This window comes from Luteimonas sp. GW821-FHT14E02 (assembly GCF_058803905.1).
The window spans coordinates 213,644-229,012 of sequence record NZ_JBXAPK010000006.1 but is presented as its reverse complement, the minus strand read 5'-3'; the positions used below and the strand labels follow the sequence as shown (position 1 = coordinate 229,012).

Annotated in this window: 17 protein-coding genes; 8 read left to right on the top strand and 9 right to left on the bottom strand. The window is 66.0% G+C overall.

The window, feature by feature from the left end; translation table 11 throughout:
- Nucleotides 1-111: 111 nt before the first annotated feature.
- Nucleotides 112-681, top strand: coding sequence for a dCTP deaminase (dcd, locus tag AC1RNP_RS12090; RefSeq protein WP_226470471.1), 570 nt, complete (start codon nt 112-114; stop codon nt 679-681).
- Between the two features lie 39 nt (nt 682-720).
- On the opposite strand, the gene AC1RNP_RS12085 is transcribed toward dcd, so the two are convergent.
- Genes AC1RNP_RS12085 through AC1RNP_RS12075 form a run of 3 tightly spaced genes read right to left on the bottom strand, consistent with a single transcriptional unit; the run spans nt 721 to nt 2,177 of the window.
- Complete coding sequence (locus tag AC1RNP_RS12085; protein WP_493051516.1) at nt 721-1,008, bottom strand: hypothetical protein; 288 nt, start codon at nt 1,006-1,008, stop codon at nt 721-723.
- A gap of 27 nt (nt 1,009-1,035) precedes the next feature.
- Complete coding sequence (locus tag AC1RNP_RS12080) at nt 1,036-1,467, bottom strand: HIT domain-containing protein (RefSeq protein WP_493051515.1); 432 nt, start codon at nt 1,465-1,467, stop codon at nt 1,036-1,038.
- Nucleotides 1,468-1,484: 17 nt separating this feature from the next.
- Nucleotides 1,485-2,177: a dienelactone hydrolase family protein gene (locus AC1RNP_RS12075; RefSeq protein ID WP_493051514.1), complete on the bottom strand. Its 693-nt coding sequence runs from the start codon at nt 2,175-2,177 to the stop codon at nt 1,485-1,487.
- 142 nt (nt 2,178-2,319) lie between these two features.
- Here AC1RNP_RS12075 and rimO point away from each other — a divergent pair, with 142 nt between their 5' ends.
- Complete coding sequence (rimO, locus tag AC1RNP_RS12070) at nt 2,320-3,672, top strand: 30S ribosomal protein S12 methylthiotransferase RimO (protein ID WP_493051513.1); 1,353 nt, start codon at nt 2,320-2,322, stop codon at nt 3,670-3,672.
- Between the two features lie 6 nt (nt 3,673-3,678).
- On the opposite strand, the gene greB is transcribed toward rimO, so the two are convergent.
- The 4 genes from greB to AC1RNP_RS12050 all read right to left on the bottom strand — a co-directional run bounded on the left by greB (nt 3,679) and on the right by AC1RNP_RS12050 (nt 6,809).
- Nucleotides 3,679-4,185: a transcription elongation factor GreB gene (gene greB / locus AC1RNP_RS12065; protein WP_493051512.1), complete on the bottom strand. Its 507-nt coding sequence runs from the start codon at nt 4,183-4,185 to the stop codon at nt 3,679-3,681.
- A 5-nt stretch (nt 4,186-4,190) separates the two neighbouring features.
- Nucleotides 4,191-4,688 (bottom strand): lipocalin family protein, encoded by a 498-nt coding sequence (locus AC1RNP_RS12060; protein WP_493051511.1) that lies wholly within the window; start codon nt 4,686-4,688, stop codon nt 4,191-4,193.
- Nucleotides 4,689-4,771: 83 nt separating this feature from the next.
- Nucleotides 4,772-5,254, bottom strand: coding sequence for a hypothetical protein (locus tag AC1RNP_RS12055; RefSeq protein WP_493051510.1), 483 nt, complete (start codon nt 5,252-5,254; stop codon nt 4,772-4,774).
- A 22-nt stretch (nt 5,255-5,276) separates the two neighbouring features.
- Nucleotides 5,277-6,809, bottom strand: coding sequence for a helicase HerA-like domain-containing protein (locus AC1RNP_RS12050; RefSeq protein WP_493051509.1), 1,533 nt, complete (start codon nt 6,807-6,809; stop codon nt 5,277-5,279).
- Between the two features lie 148 nt (nt 6,810-6,957).
- Between AC1RNP_RS12050 and AC1RNP_RS12045 the strand changes: the two genes are divergently transcribed.
- Both AC1RNP_RS12045 and AC1RNP_RS12040 read left to right on the top strand, forming a co-directional pair.
- Nucleotides 6,958-8,595 (top strand): transglycosylase SLT domain-containing protein, encoded by a 1,638-nt coding sequence (locus tag AC1RNP_RS12045; protein WP_493051507.1) that lies wholly within the window; start codon nt 6,958-6,960, stop codon nt 8,593-8,595.
- Nucleotides 8,596-8,599: 4 nt separating this feature from the next.
- Complete coding sequence (locus AC1RNP_RS12040) at nt 8,600-9,280, top strand: lysoplasmalogenase (RefSeq protein ID WP_493051506.1); 681 nt, start codon at nt 8,600-8,602, stop codon at nt 9,278-9,280.
- Between the two features lie 24 nt (nt 9,281-9,304).
- Here AC1RNP_RS12040 and asd read toward each other — a convergent pair whose 3' ends face one another.
- Together asd and AC1RNP_RS12030 are read right to left on the bottom strand one after the other, a co-directional pair.
- Nucleotides 9,305-10,150 (bottom strand): archaetidylserine decarboxylase, encoded by an 846-nt coding sequence (gene asd, locus AC1RNP_RS12035; RefSeq protein WP_493051505.1) that lies wholly within the window; start codon nt 10,148-10,150, stop codon nt 9,305-9,307.
- Nucleotides 10,147-10,791 (bottom strand): SCO family protein, encoded by a 645-nt coding sequence (locus AC1RNP_RS12030; protein ID WP_493051504.1) that lies wholly within the window; start codon nt 10,789-10,791, stop codon nt 10,147-10,149. Before AC1RNP_RS12030 ends, asd begins: the two co-directional genes overlap by 4 nt.
- Nucleotides 10,792-10,971: 180 nt before the next feature.
- Here AC1RNP_RS12030 and prmB point away from each other — a divergent pair, with 180 nt between their 5' ends.
- The 4 genes from prmB to AC1RNP_RS12010 all read left to right on the top strand — a co-directional run bounded on the left by prmB (nt 10,972) and on the right by AC1RNP_RS12010 (nt 15,195).
- Complete coding sequence (gene prmB, locus AC1RNP_RS12025; RefSeq protein ID WP_493051503.1) at nt 10,972-11,889, top strand: 50S ribosomal protein L3 N(5)-glutamine methyltransferase; 918 nt, start codon at nt 10,972-10,974, stop codon at nt 11,887-11,889.
- A 13-nt stretch (nt 11,890-11,902) separates the two neighbouring features.
- Complete coding sequence (gene aroC / locus AC1RNP_RS12020; RefSeq protein WP_493051502.1) at nt 11,903-12,985, top strand: chorismate synthase; 1,083 nt, start codon at nt 11,903-11,905, stop codon at nt 12,983-12,985.
- A gap of 8 nt (nt 12,986-12,993) precedes the next feature.
- On the top strand, nt 12,994-13,992 hold the full coding sequence (locus AC1RNP_RS12015; protein WP_493051501.1) for a 2-hydroxyacid dehydrogenase: 999 nt from the start codon (nt 12,994-12,996) through the stop codon (nt 13,990-13,992).
- A 180-nt stretch (nt 13,993-14,172) separates the two neighbouring features.
- Nucleotides 14,173-15,195, top strand: coding sequence for an aspartate-semialdehyde dehydrogenase (locus tag AC1RNP_RS12010; RefSeq protein ID WP_493051500.1), 1,023 nt, complete (start codon nt 14,173-14,175; stop codon nt 15,193-15,195).
- The last annotated feature ends 174 nt before the right edge of the window (nt 15,196-15,369 follow it).

Genomic DNA, 15,369 nt, shown 5'->3' with positions numbered 1-15,369 from the left:
CGCAGCATTGCTTTTCTCCAATCACCGCCTGTTGCGCAGATTGAGGCAGCGGCGGGCCAAGGCCCGCCCTACAATATCCATATCCGGCCGCGAGGCCTTCGGGAAGAACGCATGAGCATCAAGAGCGACCGCTGGATCCAGCGGATGGCGAAAGAGCACGGCATGATCGAGCCGTTCGAGCCAGGACAGGTGAAGACCGCCGCCGACGGCCACCGTATCGTCAGCTACGGCACCTCCAGCTACGGCTACGATGTGCGCTGCTCGCGCGAGTTCAAGGTGTTCACCAACATCAACTCGACCATCGTTGACCCGAAGCATTTCGACAGCGGTAGCTTCGTCGATATCGAAGCAGACGTCTGCATCATCCCACCGAACTCTTTCGCGTTGGCGCGCACCGTCGAGTACTTCCGCATCCCGCGCGACACGCTGGTCGTGTGCCTGGGCAAAAGCACCTACGCGCGTTGCGGCATCATCGTCAACGTGACGCCGCTGGAGCCGGAGTGGGAAGGCCACGTCACGCTCGAATTCAGCAACACCACGCCGCTGCCGGCGCGCATCTACGCCAACGAAGGCGTGGCGCAGATGCTGTTCTTCCAGTCGGATGAAGTGTGCGAGACCTCGTACCGCGATCGTGGCGGCAAGTACCAGGGGCAGACCGGCGTCACCTTGCCGCGCACTTGATCGCGCCATCGCCGAGGAACTCTCGGCGGAAACGAACGGCTAGGGCTTCTGGTAGGTCACAAAGAAGCCCTGCAGATCGCCGTTCTCGATGTAAGGCTGCACACTGACCACTTTGTAGCCGCGGCTCGCGAAGGCCTGATGTGCCTTACTGAGCGAATTCGCCGCGCCTTGATTACGGAAACCCCAACTCGCGTCGACCCAGATCGTCGCCGCGAGCAAGCCGTCGCGCGCGGCGTCGGCAGCAGCTTTCTCAGGTGATTTGTCGAACAGTGCGGCTTGCGCGGGCAGGGCGGAAGCGAGCAGCAACGCCAGGAGCAGAGACTTCATCGATGGACTCTCGTCGGGGACTGGGAATCAGAGCAGCAGGCCTTCACGCAGGGCATTGATGCGATCGACCAGCGCTTCGGGAGTATAGGGTTTGGCGGTGACACGCCCCCACACCGGCGCGGGCCAGGCGGGATCGTGCTCGAAGCGGGCGATGACGTGCACGTGCAGCTGCGGTACGAGATTGCCGAGCGCGGCGACGTTGAGTTTGAAGGGGCGAAACTGGTCGCGCAGCAGGCGCGAGACGAGGTCGATTTCCTCGGTCAGTTCGCGGCGCTGGTCGCTGTCGAGGTCGATCAGTTCACGTGCGTCGGGGACGCGCGGCACCAGCACCAGCCAGGGATAGTTGCTGTCGTCCATCAATCGCAATTCGCACAAGGCGAGCGCGATGACGGGGTGCGTGTCGGCGGCCAGCTGAGGGTGCAGTTCGTAGTGCGAGGGCGGAGCTTGCTTGCGTGACATGACCGCTTTCCCCTTGGTCAGGACAGTGCGGAACGAAAGTGTTCCAGGGTTCGTGCATGCGCAAGCTTCGCGCTGGGTGCGTCGTAGGCGTTGGGGTCGACGTCGCGATTGAAGGCGTGGCCTGCAGGATAGGTGAAGACGGCGGCGTCTGGCTGTTTCTCGCGATGCAGGGCCACGTCCTGCGGCGAAATGGCGCGGTCGTGTTCGCCGAAATGGAACATCATCGGAGCGCGCAGGCTTTCGTCGAGGAATGGCACGTTGCGCGCGCCGTAATAGCTCACCGCGGGAAGGCCGAGCCGGGTATTGGCAAGGTAGGCGATCGTGCCGCCCCAGCAGAAGCCGACCGCGCCGATGCGATGCGTGCTCTGCGATGCGGGATCGGCCACGCCTTTCAGGTAATCGGCTGCCGCCGCGACGATGGCGATTGCCCGATCGAAGCCGAGCGCGCCGACTAGTTCACGACCGTGCCGGAAGCCTTCCTCGTCATAACCCAGTTCGACCTCGCGTTCGACCGGATCGAAGAAGGCGGGCGCGAGCGCGATGTAGCCGTCGTCACGCGCATACGCATCCACGACCGCGCGGATGTGCGGATTGACGCCGAAAATCTCCTGGATCACCACGAGCGCGCCGCGCGGCGTGCCGGAGGGCTTGGCCAGCCAGCCGTCGACCGTGCCGATCCCCGCGACTTCGATTTGAATCTTCTCGCCCATGCGCACCTCGCTGCCGGGTGGATTCTAGCGAAGGCTCCGGAAAATTCCCGTTGGGCACCGCCACGGCCATTTGGGGGCCGAAAATGCAAGGCTCCTTGGCCGTGGGCCGCTATAATTCCGCCTCGCCAGACGACCTAGCCCTATGTCCCTCGCCAACCCCAAAGTCGGTTTCGTCAGCCTCGGCTGCCCCAAGGCCCTGGTCGATTCCGAACGCATCCTCACGCAGCTGCGCGTGGAGGGCTACGACATCGTGCAGAGCTACGACGCGGCCGACGTGGTGGTGGTGAACACCTGCGGTTTCATCGACTCGGCGGTGACCGAATCGCTGGACGCGATCGGCGAGGCCATGGCCGAGAACGGCAAGGTCATCGTCACCGGCTGCCTGGGCAAGCGCCAGGAAGTGATCCGCGAGGCGCATCCGGATGTGCTCTCGATCAGCGGGCCGCAGGATTACGGCAGCGTGATGGAAGCGGTGCATCGCGCGCTGCCGCCGAAGCACGATCCCTTCATCGATCTCGTGCCGCGCCGCGCGTCCGACCTCGACGAGGTCGGGATCAAGCTCACACCGCGGCATTACGCTTATCTCAAGATTTCGGAAGGCTGCAACCATCGCTGCAGCTTCTGCATCATTCCCTCCATGCGCGGCGATCTGGTGTCGCGGCCGGTCGACGATGTGCTGCGCGAGGCCGAACGTCTCGCGCGCGGCGGCGTGCGCGAGCTGCTGGTGATTTCGCAGGACACATCCGCCTACGGCGTCGATGTGAAATACGCCGAGCGCGAGTGGCGCGGGAAGTCCTATCAGACGCGCATGCAGGCCTTGTGCGAGGGGTTGTCGGAGCTTGGCGTGTGGACGCGCCTGCACTACGTCTATCCGTATCCGCATGTGGACGGCATCATTCCGCTGATGGCGGAAGGGAAGCTGCTGCCATACCTCGACATTCCGTTCCAGCACGCCAGCCCGCGCGTGCTCAAGCTGATGAAGCGTCCCGGCGCCGTGGACAAGACGCTGGAACGCATCCATCGTTGGCGCGAGATCTGCCCGGAGATCACCATCCGTTCGACTTTCATCGTTGGCTTTCCGGGCGAGACCGAGGCCGAATTCGAGGAGTTGCTGGATTTCCTCGACGAAGCGCAGCTGGATCGTGTCGGTGCCTTCGCCTATTCGCCGGTCGAGGGCGCGAAGGCCAACGATCTGCCGGATGCGCTGCCGGAAGACGTGAAGCAGGAACGTCTGGCGCGTTTCATGGAGCGCCAGGCCGAGATCAGCACGGCCAAGCTGGAAGACAAGGTGGGCACCGTGCAGCAGTGTATGGTGGATGCGATCGATGGTGAGCTTGCGATCGCGCGCTCGACCGCTGATGCGCCGGAGATCGACGGGTTGGTGCAGATCCAGGACGGTGCAGAGGCGGGACTGAAGCCTGGCGATTTTGTTTCGGTGCGGATCATGGGCAGTGACGAGCACGATCTCTACGGTGAAGTCGAAACCGCGGCCTGAAGCTCCTCAGGCTGACTCGTAGTTCACATCGACGATGTAGAACTTGCGCACGCCCCCCGGAAGCGCGGCTTCCAGTTCGTCGTCGATGCGTTTCTTCAAGAGGGCGCGGGCCAGCGGAGAATCGATGCTGATCCAGCCGCGCTTGGCATCGGTTTCGTCGGGGCCGACGATTCGGTAGCGCGAGAGTTCGCCGGTGACCGCGTCTTCCAGTTCGACGTTGGCGCCGAAGAACACGGCTTCGCGGTCGGAGGGCAGGGTGTCGACGACGCGCAAGGCTTCCAGGCGCTTGCTGAGGTAACGCACGCGGCGGTCGATCTCGCCGAGCTGTTTCTTGCGATAGGTGTATTCGGCGTTCTCGGAACGGTCGCCCTCGGCGGCGGCCGCGGCGAGCGCGCGTACCACTTCCGGACGCTTCACGCGCCAGAGTTCATCGAGTTCGCTCTTCAGCCGCGCATGGCCTTCCGGCGTGATCAGTGCGGTGCTTTTCTCTGCGGGCGGCCGCCAGCGGGTCATGCGGGTCAGTTCACCGGTTTGCGATGGATGCTGTAGAGCGGGTCGTAGGCGGCGTCCTTGCTGCCGAGGATGTTGATTTCGTGCTGGCTCACGAGCGAGGCGTACCACTTGCCTTCGGCCTGCCCGCCGTCGGGATCGAGCGTGATCAGCTGGCGGCCCGTGTCGATGAGCCAGGTGCCTTTCTCGGAAGAGGCTTCGCTCGTTCCGTCGCCGTAGGTGATCTTTTCGCGCTTGGCATACCTGCCGTTGGCATTGAAGTTGATGCTGACGCTGGTCTGGCAATCGCCCTCGCAAGCGATGGTGCCCTCGAAGGTGCCGGCGAGCGTCGGCATTTCGGCATCGGGCGCCGGATGGGGGTTCGTTGCAGGGGGCGTATCAATATTCTGTGCAGCGGCGGAAGGCGAAGCCTGCGATGGCATCGCGGCCGTTTCATTGCCGGGTTGGCAGGCCGTGGCGGCGGAAACGATCAGGCAGGCTGTGGCGACAAAAGATGAAAGTTTCACGGCACCTGTCTCCTTGGTGGATGGCATCGCCGCAGCGTGCGCGACGGCGATGATCGTCCGGTGACTTCAACGCATTCTTCGCGTCACTTGACGCGCTTGAGGCTGCCGGCGGGCGCGTTCTCCGGCACCTTGCCTGCGTCGTCGAGCGCCTGCAGTTCGTCGTTGGAATTGACGGCGAGCAGCCAGTCTTTCTCGGACTTGCTGTTCGGGTCGAGGCGGATGCGCTTGCCGTTGTCCTCGGCGGTCCATGTGCCGTCGATTGGCGCAGCGACGGCGCCGCCGCTCAATGCGAAGCTGCCGTCGGCCTTGAGTTCGAGCGCGATGTCATCGCCGCTGAAATGTCCGGCGAAGGCCTTTACGTCGATGCCCGCGGGTGCCGTGGCGTGGTCGACTTCGGAAATGACGTCCGTGTCATGCGCGGCATCGACGGCGGCTGCCGCATCGGCCGTGGGCGCGGCTGCCGTTTCGGGTGCGGCGGCAGCCGGTGTTTCGGCGGGCTCGCGCTTGCACGCGGCGACTGACAGGAGCAGGGAGCACAGGGCGATTGCGATCAGGGAATGCTTCATCGAAGGGTTCTCCAGAGGGGGATCAGCGCTTGCCGCCGAAAATACCGCCGAGGATGCCGCGCAGGATCTGCCGGCCGACCTGGCTGCCGACGGTGCGCGCGGTTTGCTTGGCCATGGTTTCGATCATGCCCTGGCGGCGCTTGGTGCCGAACACGGCATCCTTCACGGCCTGGCCGATGCCGCCTTCTTCTTCCTGCTGCGCGGCGGGAGCGGAACGGCCTCCCGCAGGCGCTTGCGCAGGAGCGGGCGCGCTGGCGGCTTCGGCACCACCGACGCGCGCGGCGAGTTTTTCCGCGGCTGATTCGCGGTTCACGGTCTGGTCGTACTTGCCGCCGACCGGGCTGCCGGCAATGACCTGCTTGCGTTCGGCCTCGGTGATCGCACCCATGCGGCAGCGCGGCGGTGCGATCAGGGTTTTTTCCACCGGCATCGGCACGCCCTTGTCCTGCAGCGTGGAGACGAGCGCTTCGCCGGTGCCGAGCTGGCCGATGGTCTTGGCCACGTCGAGATTGGGGTTGGCGACGAAGGTTTCGGCGGCGGTCTTCACCGCCTTCTGGTCGCGCGGCGTGAAGGCGCGCAGCGCGTGCTGCACGCGATTGCCGAGCTGGCCGAGGATGTTGTCCGGCACGTCGTCCGGGAACTGCGAGCAGAAGTACACGCCCACGCCCTTGGAGCGGATCAGGCGCACCACCTGTTCGATGCGCTGCTGCAGCGCGGGCGGGGCATCGTCGAAGAGCAGATGCGCTTCGTCGAAGACGAAGACGAGCTTGGGTTTGTCGAGATCACCCACTTCCGGCAGGTTCTCGAACAGTTCCGAGAGCAGCCACAGCAGGAAGCTCGAATACAGGCGCGGCTTCAGGACCAGTTGGTCGGCGGCGAGGATGTTGATCACACCGTGGCCGTCGCTGGTGGTGCGCATGATGTCGGCCAGTTCCAGGGCGGGTTCGCCGAAGAACAGGTCGCCGCCCTGCTGCTCGATCTGCAGCAGCGCACGCTGGATGGCACCGATCGATTGCGTGCTGATCAGGCCGTACTTGGCCGAGATGTCCTTGCGGTTCTCGCTGGCGTAGGCGAGCAGGGCGCGCAGGTCCTCGAGGTCGAGCAGCAGCAGGCCGTTGTCGTCGGCGAGCTTGAAGACGATCTCGAGCACGCCGGACTGGGTGTCGTTCAATTCCAGGATGCGGCCCAGCAGGGTGGGGCCGACCTCGCTGATGGTGCTGCGCACGGGATGGCCGAGCTTGCCGTACAAGTCCCAGAACACGACCGGGCTGGCTTCGTTCTTGTAATCGGCCACGCCGATCTGCTGCACCCGCTCCTGCAGCTTCTCGTTGCTGGCGCCGGCGGCGGCCAGACCGGCCACGTCGCCCTTCACGTCGGCCATGAAGACCGGCACGCCCAGGCGCGAGAAGCCTTCGGCGACCGTCATCAGCGTGACCGTCTTGCCGGTGCCGGTGGCGCCGGCGACCAAACCGTGACGGTTGCCGAACTTCGGCAGCAGGAAGACCTGGCCACTGTCCGCCGTGGTGACGGCCTTGCCAACGAGGATGGGGTCCATACGAGCGCCTAGGGGAAGGAGGGGAGGATTCTATGCCATGCCCATTCCGTGAGATCGAACCGCCCCATACCATCAATGACTTGCTGCGGTTGCCGCACTCCCGGCAACGAGGCTAACCTCCATCCCCCTTTGCTTCGCCTTGCCGTCCATGCCCGTTCTTGCCGCCCTTTCGGCGCGCGCCTCCGCGCCCTTGTTCGTTGCCATTGCCCTGGTCCTGACTTCTCCGGTCGCTGGAGCGCTGTCCAAGCGTGATGCGACCAGTGTCGAGATGATCAACCAGCGCATGGCGGCCGCGGAGAAGCGCTACCGCGACGCGCTGGTGAGGATCCGCAACAACGACCCGACCGGCGTGCCCGAGAGCAATGCCGCGCTGGAGGACATGGAGGACGTGATCGACGCCTGCATCAAGCAGAAGGGCTGTCAGGTCGGCCAGCAACTCACCACTTACAAGCGCCTGCTCAAGCTCAATGTCGACGCCGAGGCGGCGCAGGCCAGCGACGAGGATGGCGATGCCGACGATCCGACGAATCCGGATCCCGACCACGCCGGCGACGTCGGCCTGGCCGCGGACGTGCCCGAAGCGGCGCGCGCCGCCAGCCTGCTCGACGACAGGAGCCATCGCTTCGACAAGATGGTGCAGTACAACCCGGCGGTGCAGGCCGGCATCCGCCGCTGGCTCACCGACATGCGCGGCTCGCTGATCCAGAGCTACGAGAACTACGAATACATGCGGCAGCAGATGTGGCCCTCGTATGAGCGCGCGGGCCTGCCCGAGGCACTGCTGTTCGGCATCATGGCCAAGGAATCCAACGGCAAGGTGCACGTCACCTCGCGCGCCGGCGCGGCCGGGCCGATGCAGTTCATGTACGCCACCGGATTGCGCTTCGGTCTCGGCCCCGACGGCACCGGTTTCGACACCCGCTACGACCCGCACGCCGCCGCCGAGGCCAGCGCCGCCTATCTCAACGAGCGCATGGGCGAGCTCAACCGCAGCATCGAAATGGCGCTGGCCGCCTACAACGGTGGCGAGGGCCGAGCGCTGCGCGTGTACAACAACAGCGGTGGGCGTGGGTTCTGGGATGCCGATGTCTACAACCAGTTCCCGGCCGAGACGCGCGATTACGTGCCGATGGTGATCGCGGCCGCCTGGCTGTTCCTGCATCCGAAGAAATACGGCCTGACCTTCCCGAAGGTGGAGACCAAGCCGGCGCAGTTGCGCCTGCAGCAACCCGCATCGATTTACGAGCTGACGATCTGCCTCGGCAACGGCGGCACGCGCGAAGGTTTCATGCGCGCGTTGCGCAACCTCAATCCGCGCTATCAGTCCGACAGCTGGCTGCCCGCGGGCACGAGCTTGAACGCGACCACGCGCATGGTCAGCCTGTACAACCGCCATTGCGTCAGCGGACCGCGCGCGCAGCTGGCCAAGCAACTGGTGATGAGCGATCCCGCCAGCGCGATCGTGCGCACTGGACCGGTGGAGTCGCTGCCGGTGGCGCCGCCGACCGGCCTGGTGGGCGCGCCCGCCGGAACTACGACTGGTATCGGCGCTGCCGATGCCGGCGCGGGGACGTTGTCGGCCGCGAAGTCGGCAGTCGAGAAGCCGGCCTCGTCATCGCGCAAACGTCCCCGCGAGCATCGCGTGTCCCGTGGCGACACGCTGGTGTCGATCGCGCAGAAGTATTCCTGCGATACCAAGTCGCTGGCGAAGGCCAACGGCATCAAGGCGCCGCGTTATGCGGTGCATGCCGGGCAGAAATTGAAGCTGAGCGGCTGCAGGGAATGACGCGATGACGCCGGCCGCATTGCCGCGACTGCGGATTGTCGTGATCGCGGTCAGTGCGGTGCTGGCGATCGTCGGTGCCTACGTCGGCGATCTGCGCTGGTTGCATCTGATCTTCAAGCCGCTGACGACGCTGCTGATCGTTGCGCTCGCGCTGAGCTTCGCCAGTGCTGAAACGGGATACCGCCGCGCGATCGTCATCGGCCTGCTGCTGTCGACGCTGGGCGATGTCTTCCTGATGTTGTCGCCAGACTTGTTCGTCTGTGGTCTGGCGAGTTTCCTGTTCGCCCATCTCGCCTATCTCGTTGCGTTCACGCGACGTGCGCGGCTGGGGGGCGTGTGGTGGCCATTCGTAGCTTATGCCGTGGTGGCCGGCGCGGTGCTGGCGATCCTGTGGCCATCGTTGCCGGCGCAGTTGCAGGTTCCGGTCGTGATCTACGTGGTGGTGCTCGCCGGCATGGCCGCGCAAGCGGCTGCTGTCTGGCGATATCGATCAGGCCGCGCCACGGCTGCCGCGGCATTGGGCGGCGGCGTTTTCGTATTGTCGGATGCGGTCCTGGCGATCGACCGCTTCGCGGCACCGTTCGCCGCAGCTAGTGCAGTAGTGTTGAGTGCCTATTGGATCGCGCAACTGCTGATCAGCCTCTCCGTCATGCCGGACGAACGGATCACACGCTCGAACACATGAGGAACCGCAACGGTTGTTGCCTGCTCAGGCCGTCATCGTCGCCAGACGTTCGCCCAGCTTGACCGGCGACTCCGCGACCAGATTCGGAGCCAGTTGCGCCACCTGCGGCGGCAGCAGCACGATCACCGTGCTGCCGTAGTTGAAGCGCGCCATCTCCGCGAAGCGGTCGAGCACGATGTTCCCGGCGCGGCGATCCTTCCGGGTCACCGCATTGGCATAACGCGGAATTTCCACGCCGCTCCAGACGGTTTCCACGCCGGAGACGAGCAACGCGCCGACCATCACCACCGCCATCGGGCCGAAGTCGGTTTCGAAATGGCAGACGAGGCGTTCGTTGCGCGCGAACAATCGCGGCACGTGCTTCACCGCGTCGGTGCCGACGCTGAACAGGCGGCCCGGAACATGCACGGTTTCCAGCAGCCGGCCGCGCCAGGGCATGTGCACGCGATGGTAGTCGCGCGGCGACAGGTAGACGGTCGCGAACAGGCCGTCGGCGAATGGCGCGGCGGCGGTCACGTCGCCCAGCAATTCGGTGGCGGTGAACGACTGTCCCTTCGCCTGGAAGATGCGCCCGCCTTCGATTGCGCCGCACTGGCTGATGTGGCCGTCGGCCGGCATCAACAGCGCGCGCGGATCGGTGTCCGGCACGCGTGCGCCAGGTTTGAGCGCGCGCGTGAAGAAGGCATTGAAGGTGGGATAGGCGTTCGGATCGGGCTCGGCCGCTTCGGACAGGTCGACGCCGAAGCGCTTCGTCACCGTATCGATCAGCCACTGCTTGAGCCAGCGACTGCGCGAATACGCCAGCCCGCGGGCCAGCGAGGACAGGAAGCGATGGGGCAGGACGTAGGTGAGGCCGGTGACCAGACTCATCGTCCCGGTGCCTTGGTCAGCGCGATGAGGTCGGCGGCGATCGCCTTGGGTTGCAGCGGCGGCTGGATCACGCCGGCCATCCGCCCCTGCGGATCGAGCAAAGCGATCGTGGCGGAATGGTCGATCGTGTACTGGTCGGCCGGCGCGCCTGCCGGTGCGGGCACCTTGGCGAAGACGAGCGACAGCGAGCGCGCGAAATTCTCCAGCGCCGGGATATCGGCGGTGGCGGCCAGGGTGTCGCGGTGGAAGGCGTGTGCGTATTCGCCGATGCGGTCGGGCGTGTCGCGCTCGGGGTCGGCGGAGACGAACAGGATGCGCGGCCGGGTCGCCTCGGGGATGGATTCCCACTGCTTCTGCGCCTGCGCCAGTTCGGTGAGCGTGGTCGGGCAGACGTCGGGGCAGAAAGTGAAGCCCAGGAAGACCAGCGTCCAGTGGCCCTTGAGTTCGCCCGGGACCAGCTGCGTGCCGTCGGACTGCTGCAGCGAGTACGGCGGCAGCACGCGCGGCTGCGGGAACAGCCGGACCGTCTGCAGTTCCGGCCCCGCGGCTTGCCGCGCACCGAAGAACCTCTGCGAGACCAGCAATCCCAGGCCGGCGGCGAGGGCGACGATCAGGACGACGGCGATGGTGCGGTTGAACATGGGATGCGCGGCGATGTCAGTTTCCGAAGCCGGACATGATACGCGGGCGGGCCTGAGGACGCCCCGGAACGCATCCGCCGCCGAGGACGTGCTTCCCGGCTTACCCCGAGGGTTCCCTTATACTGCCGGGCCCGGCGCAGACGCCGAAACCGCCGCGCGCCGGCCGTGACCGAAGAGCCCATGACCGAAGAGCTGACCACGATCATCGACCTGATCCGCTACGGTGCCAGCCGCTTCAACGCGGCCGGGCTGACGTTCGGCCACAGTTACGACAACGCCCTCGACGAGGCCACCCAGCTCGTCCTGCACACGCTGCATCTGCCGCACGATCTGCCGCCGGTCTACGGGCAGTCGCGCGTGACCGCGGCGGAGAAGGCGGAGATCCTGGCCTTGTTCACCCGCCGCATCGACGAGCGCATCCCGGCTTCGTACCTGACCGGCGAAACCTGGTTCGCCGGCCTGAGTTTCAAGAGCGACAAGCGCGCCCTGGTGCCGCGATCGCCGATCGCCGAACTGATCGAGAGCGGCTTCGAGCCCTGGCTCGGCGGCCGCGAGGTGCGGCGCGCGCTCGACCTGTGCACGGGATCGGGTTGCATCGCCATCGCCATGGCGCACTACAACCCGGACTGGCACGTCGACGGCGTCGACCTCAGCGACGACGCGCTGGCGCTGGCCAAGGACAACAAGGAACGCCTGCACGCCGATAACGTGCAACTGCTGAAGTCGGACCTCTTCTCCGGCCTGTCCGGCCAGCATTACGAGCTGATCGTCAGCAATCCGCCCTACGTCAGCAACGCCGAAACCGATGCGTTGCCGAAGGAATACTCCTACGAACCGGAAATGGGCCTGCGCGCCGGCGACGACGGCCTCGACCTGGTGCTGAAGATCCTGCGCGACGCGCCGCTGCATCTGAGCGAGGACGGCCTGCTGATCTGCGAGGTGGGCGAGTCCGAGCATGCACTGATGAAGCTGTTGCCGGACGTGGAATTCGCCTGGATCGAGTTCAAGGTCGGACAGATGGGCGTGTTCGCGGTGGAATGCTCGGAGCTGATCGTGCATCACTCGCATATCCGCGAGCTGGCGAACGCGCGGCCATGAACGGTTCGCGCTCATGAATAGCTTTGGTCATTTGTTTCGCGTCACCACCTTCGGCGAATCGCACGGGCCGGCGATCGGCTGCGTGGTCGACGGCTGCCCGCCGGGCATCGCCATCGCCGCGGAAGACTTCGCGCACGACCTCGCGCGACGCGCCACCGGGCGCACACGGCATACGTCCGCGCGGCGCGAGGCCGACGAGATCGAAATCCTCAGCGGCGTTTACGAAGGCCGCACCACCGGCACGCCGATCGCGCTGCTGATCCGCAACACCGACGCGCGCAGCAAGGACTACGACCGCATCGTCGAGCAGTTCCGTCCGGGACACGCCGACTACACCTATTGGCAGAAATACGGCATTCGCGATCCGCGCGGCGGCGGGCGTTCGTCGGCGCGCGAGACCACGATGCGCGTGGCCGCGGCGGTGATCGCGAAGAAATGGCTGGCCGAGCGCTTCGGCGTGCGCGTGCGCGGACATCTGGCGCAGATCGGCGACGCGCTGCCGCGCGCGCACGACTGGAGCGTTGTCGAGGAGAATCCGTTCTTCTGGCCGTGCGCGGAGCAGGTGCCGGAGCTGGAGAGTTACATGGATGCGCTGCGCAAGTCCGGCGATTCGGTCGGCGCGCGCGTCACCGTGGTTGCCGACGGCGTGCCGCCCGGCTGGGGCGAGCCGATCTACGGCAAGCTCGACGGCGACCTCGCGGCGGCGATGATGTCGATCAATGCGGTGAAGGGCGTGGAAATCGGCGACGGCTTCGCCAGTGTGGCGCAGAAGGGCAGCGAGCATCGCGACGAGGCCACGCATGCCGGTTTCCTGTCAAACCATGCCGGCGGCATTCTCGGCGGCATCAGCACCGGCCAGCAGGTGGTGGTGTCGGTGGCGTTCAAGCCAACGTCCAGCCTGCGCCTGCCGGCGCGTGGCCTGGACATTCATGGCGAGGAAGTGGAAGTGGTGACCACCGGCCGCCACGATCCCTGCGTCGGCATCCGCGCCACGCCGATCTGCGAGGCGATGCTGGCGCTGGTGCTGATGGACCAGGCGTTGCGGCATCGCGCGCAATGCGGGGACGTCGGTGAAGTGTCGCCCCGGATTCCTTAAGAACCACAATGGCCGATAGACGATTGAAGGTCTGGGTCTCGCAACCATTGTTCGACGACATCGTCGGCAGGCTTGGCGAGTACTTCGAGGTCGACGCCAATCGCGAGGTCGTCGATCACACGCCGGACCGGATCGCGGCCGCCCTGCGCGACGCGGACGGCGCGCTGATCACGCTCAACGAGCCGATCGGCGCCGCCGAGGTGGCGAACGCATCGCGTCTGCGCGTGCTCTCGACCGTCGCGGTCGGCTACAACAATCTCGACCTGCCGGCGGTATCGAAAGCCGGCATCCTCGTCACCAACACGCCGGACGTGCTCACCGAGACTACGGCCGATCTCGGTTTCACCCTGATGATGGCGGCCGCGCGCCGCATCACCGAGGCCGAGCAGTGGCTGCGGGCCGGCAACTGGCAGGGCTGGTCGTTCAGCACCTTGCTGGGCGCGGACATCCACGGCAGCACGCTCGGCATCCTTGGCATGGGGCGGATCGGGCAGGGCATCGCCCGGCGTGCGGGCGGATTCGGCATGCGCGTGCTGTACCACAACCGCAGCCGGTTGCCGGAGGCGGTCGAGAGCGAGTACCGCGCCGAATACGTCGGCTTCGACGAACTGCTGGCGCAATCCGATCATCTGCTGCTGGTGCTGCCGTATTCCCCGCAGAGCCACCACATCATCGACGCGGCGGCGCTGGCGAAGATGAAGCCCACCGCGACGCTGAGCAACGTCGCCCGCGGCGGCCTGATCGACGAGAACGCACTGGCGGAAGCACTGGCCGGCGGCCGCCTCGCCGCCGCCGGGCTCGACGTGTTCGAAGGCGAGCCGGCGATCAATCCGCGCCTGCTGGCGCTGCGCAACGTCGTGCTCACGCCGCATATCGGCAGCGGCAGCCTGGCGACGCGGCGGGCGATGGTGAGCTTGGCCGTGGACAATCTGATCGCAGCCTTGGGGTGCGGCCCCGATGCGGGACATCCACCGACACCGGTGAACGCGGACGCGCTCCGGCGCTGAGATGAGCACGGGCGGAAGTTTCCGCCTCATGCCAAAAATTTCTATCGCGGCGCCCGCGCAGAGGGGTTGCGGTGCCGTATGCTGTCGAAACGTCGATACTTCCGAATCCCGCGCTGATGCAATGGCGTGGCGAGCAAGCCGAAGTTCGACGCCCCCCAACCGCAAACTTCCATTCCCCACATGAGCAACGAAAGTCGTCGCTACACAGTCGCGGTCGTCGGCGCCACGGGCGCCGTCGGCGAAACCATGCTGAACATCCTGGCCGAGCGCAAATTCCCGGTCGGCAAACTCGTCGCCCTGGCCAGCGAGCGCTCGGCCGGCGAGAAAGTGAAATTCGGCAACAGCGACGTGGTGGTGCAGGACCTGGCGACGTTCGATCCCAAGGGCGTGGACATCGCGCTGTTCTCGGCCGGCGGCTCCATCTCCAAGGAGTACGGGCCGAAGTTCGCCGCCGCCGGCGCGGTGGTGATCGACAACAGCTCCGCCTTCCGCTACGACGACGACGTCCCGCTGGTGGTGAGCGAGGTGAATCCGGATGCGGCGCGTCAGCGTCCGCGCGGCATCATCGCCAATCCGAACTGCTCGACCATGCAGATGCTGGTGGCGCTGGCGCCGATCCATCGCGAGTACGGCATCGAGCGCATCAACGTGGCGACCTACCAGTCCGTCTCCGGCGCTGGCCGTTCGGCGCTGGAGGAACTCGGCCGCCAGACCGGCGCGCTGTTGAACTTCCAGGACGCGGATCCGCAGCGCTTCCCGGTGCAGATCGCCTTCAACCTGATCCCGCACATCGACGAATTCCTCGACAACGGCTTCACCAAGGAGGAAATGAAGCTGGTCTGGGAGACGCGCAAGATCCTCGCCGACGACAGCATCCAGGTGAACCCGACGGCGGTGCGCGTGCCGGTGTTCTACGGCCACTCCGAGGCGGTGCACATCGAGACCAGGACCAAGGTGACGCCGGAGCAGGCGCGCAAGCTGCTGAAATCGGCGCCGGGCGTGGAAGTGGTGGACGAGCGCAAGCCGGGCGGCTATCCGACGCCGGTGACGCATGCCTCGGGCAACGATGCCGTCTACGTTGGGCGCATCCGCGAGGACCTCTCGCATCCGCGCGGGCTCAACCTGTGGATCGTCTCCGACAACATCCGCAAGGGCGCCGCGCTGAACGCGGTACAGATCGCCGAGCTGGTCGCTGCCGAATAGCGAATACCCGGCCATGAAGGGCCGGGCCGGAGTCCCGCGAAGCCGATGTCATGCGGCCCTGGAGGGCCGTTGCCGGAAAGACCCCGCCCCAGCCCCTCTCCCGCTCTCGTGGGAGAGGGGCTAAAGTCACGCTCGCATCGAAGGAGGAGGGGCCTGCGTGAGCGGGACAAGATG

What these genes read in the sequence shown, in the direction of transcription:
- AC1RNP_RS12040 (WP_493051506.1), top strand. Translation starts at nt 8,600, where the DNA reads ATGACGCCGGCCGCATTGCCGCGACTGCGGATTGTCGTGATCGCGGTC.
- AC1RNP_RS12055 (WP_493051510.1), bottom strand. Translation starts at nt 5,254, where the DNA reads ATGAAGCATTCCCTGATCGCAATCGCCCTGTGCTCCCTGCTCCTGTCA.
- AC1RNP_RS12010 (WP_493051500.1), top strand. Translation starts at nt 14,173, where the DNA reads ATGAGCAACGAAAGTCGTCGCTACACAGTCGCGGTCGTCGGCGCCACG.
- AC1RNP_RS12030 (WP_493051504.1), bottom strand. Translation starts at nt 10,791, where the DNA reads ATGTTCAACCGCACCATCGCCGTCGTCCTGATCGTCGCCCTCGCCGCC.
- AC1RNP_RS12080 (WP_493051515.1), bottom strand. Translation starts at nt 1,467, where the DNA reads ATGTCACGCAAGCAAGCTCCGCCCTCGCACTACGAACTGCACCCTCAG.
- AC1RNP_RS12045 (WP_493051507.1), top strand. Translation starts at nt 6,958, where the DNA reads ATGCCCGTTCTTGCCGCCCTTTCGGCGCGCGCCTCCGCGCCCTTGTTC.
- aroC (WP_493051502.1), top strand. Translation starts at nt 11,903, where the DNA reads ATGAATAGCTTTGGTCATTTGTTTCGCGTCACCACCTTCGGCGAATCG.
- greB (WP_493051512.1), bottom strand. Translation starts at nt 4,185, where the DNA reads ATGACCCGCTGGCGGCCGCCCGCAGAGAAAAGCACCGCACTGATCACG.
- asd (WP_493051505.1), bottom strand. Translation starts at nt 10,150, where the DNA reads ATGAGTCTGGTCACCGGCCTCACCTACGTCCTGCCCCATCGCTTCCTG.
- AC1RNP_RS12075 (WP_493051514.1), bottom strand. Translation starts at nt 2,177, where the DNA reads ATGGGCGAGAAGATTCAAATCGAAGTCGCGGGGATCGGCACGGTCGAC.
- prmB (WP_493051503.1), top strand. Translation starts at nt 10,972, where the DNA reads ATGACCGAAGAGCTGACCACGATCATCGACCTGATCCGCTACGGTGCC.
- rimO (WP_493051513.1), top strand. Translation starts at nt 2,320, where the DNA reads ATGTCCCTCGCCAACCCCAAAGTCGGTTTCGTCAGCCTCGGCTGCCCC.
- AC1RNP_RS12050 (WP_493051509.1), bottom strand. Translation starts at nt 6,809, where the DNA reads ATGGACCCCATCCTCGTTGGCAAGGCCGTCACCACGGCGGACAGTGGC.
- AC1RNP_RS12085 (WP_493051516.1), bottom strand. Translation starts at nt 1,008, where the DNA reads ATGAAGTCTCTGCTCCTGGCGTTGCTGCTCGCTTCCGCCCTGCCCGCG.
- AC1RNP_RS12015 (WP_493051501.1), top strand. Translation starts at nt 12,994, where the DNA reads ATGGCCGATAGACGATTGAAGGTCTGGGTCTCGCAACCATTGTTCGAC.
- dcd (WP_226470471.1), top strand. Translation starts at nt 112, where the DNA reads ATGAGCATCAAGAGCGACCGCTGGATCCAGCGGATGGCGAAAGAGCAC.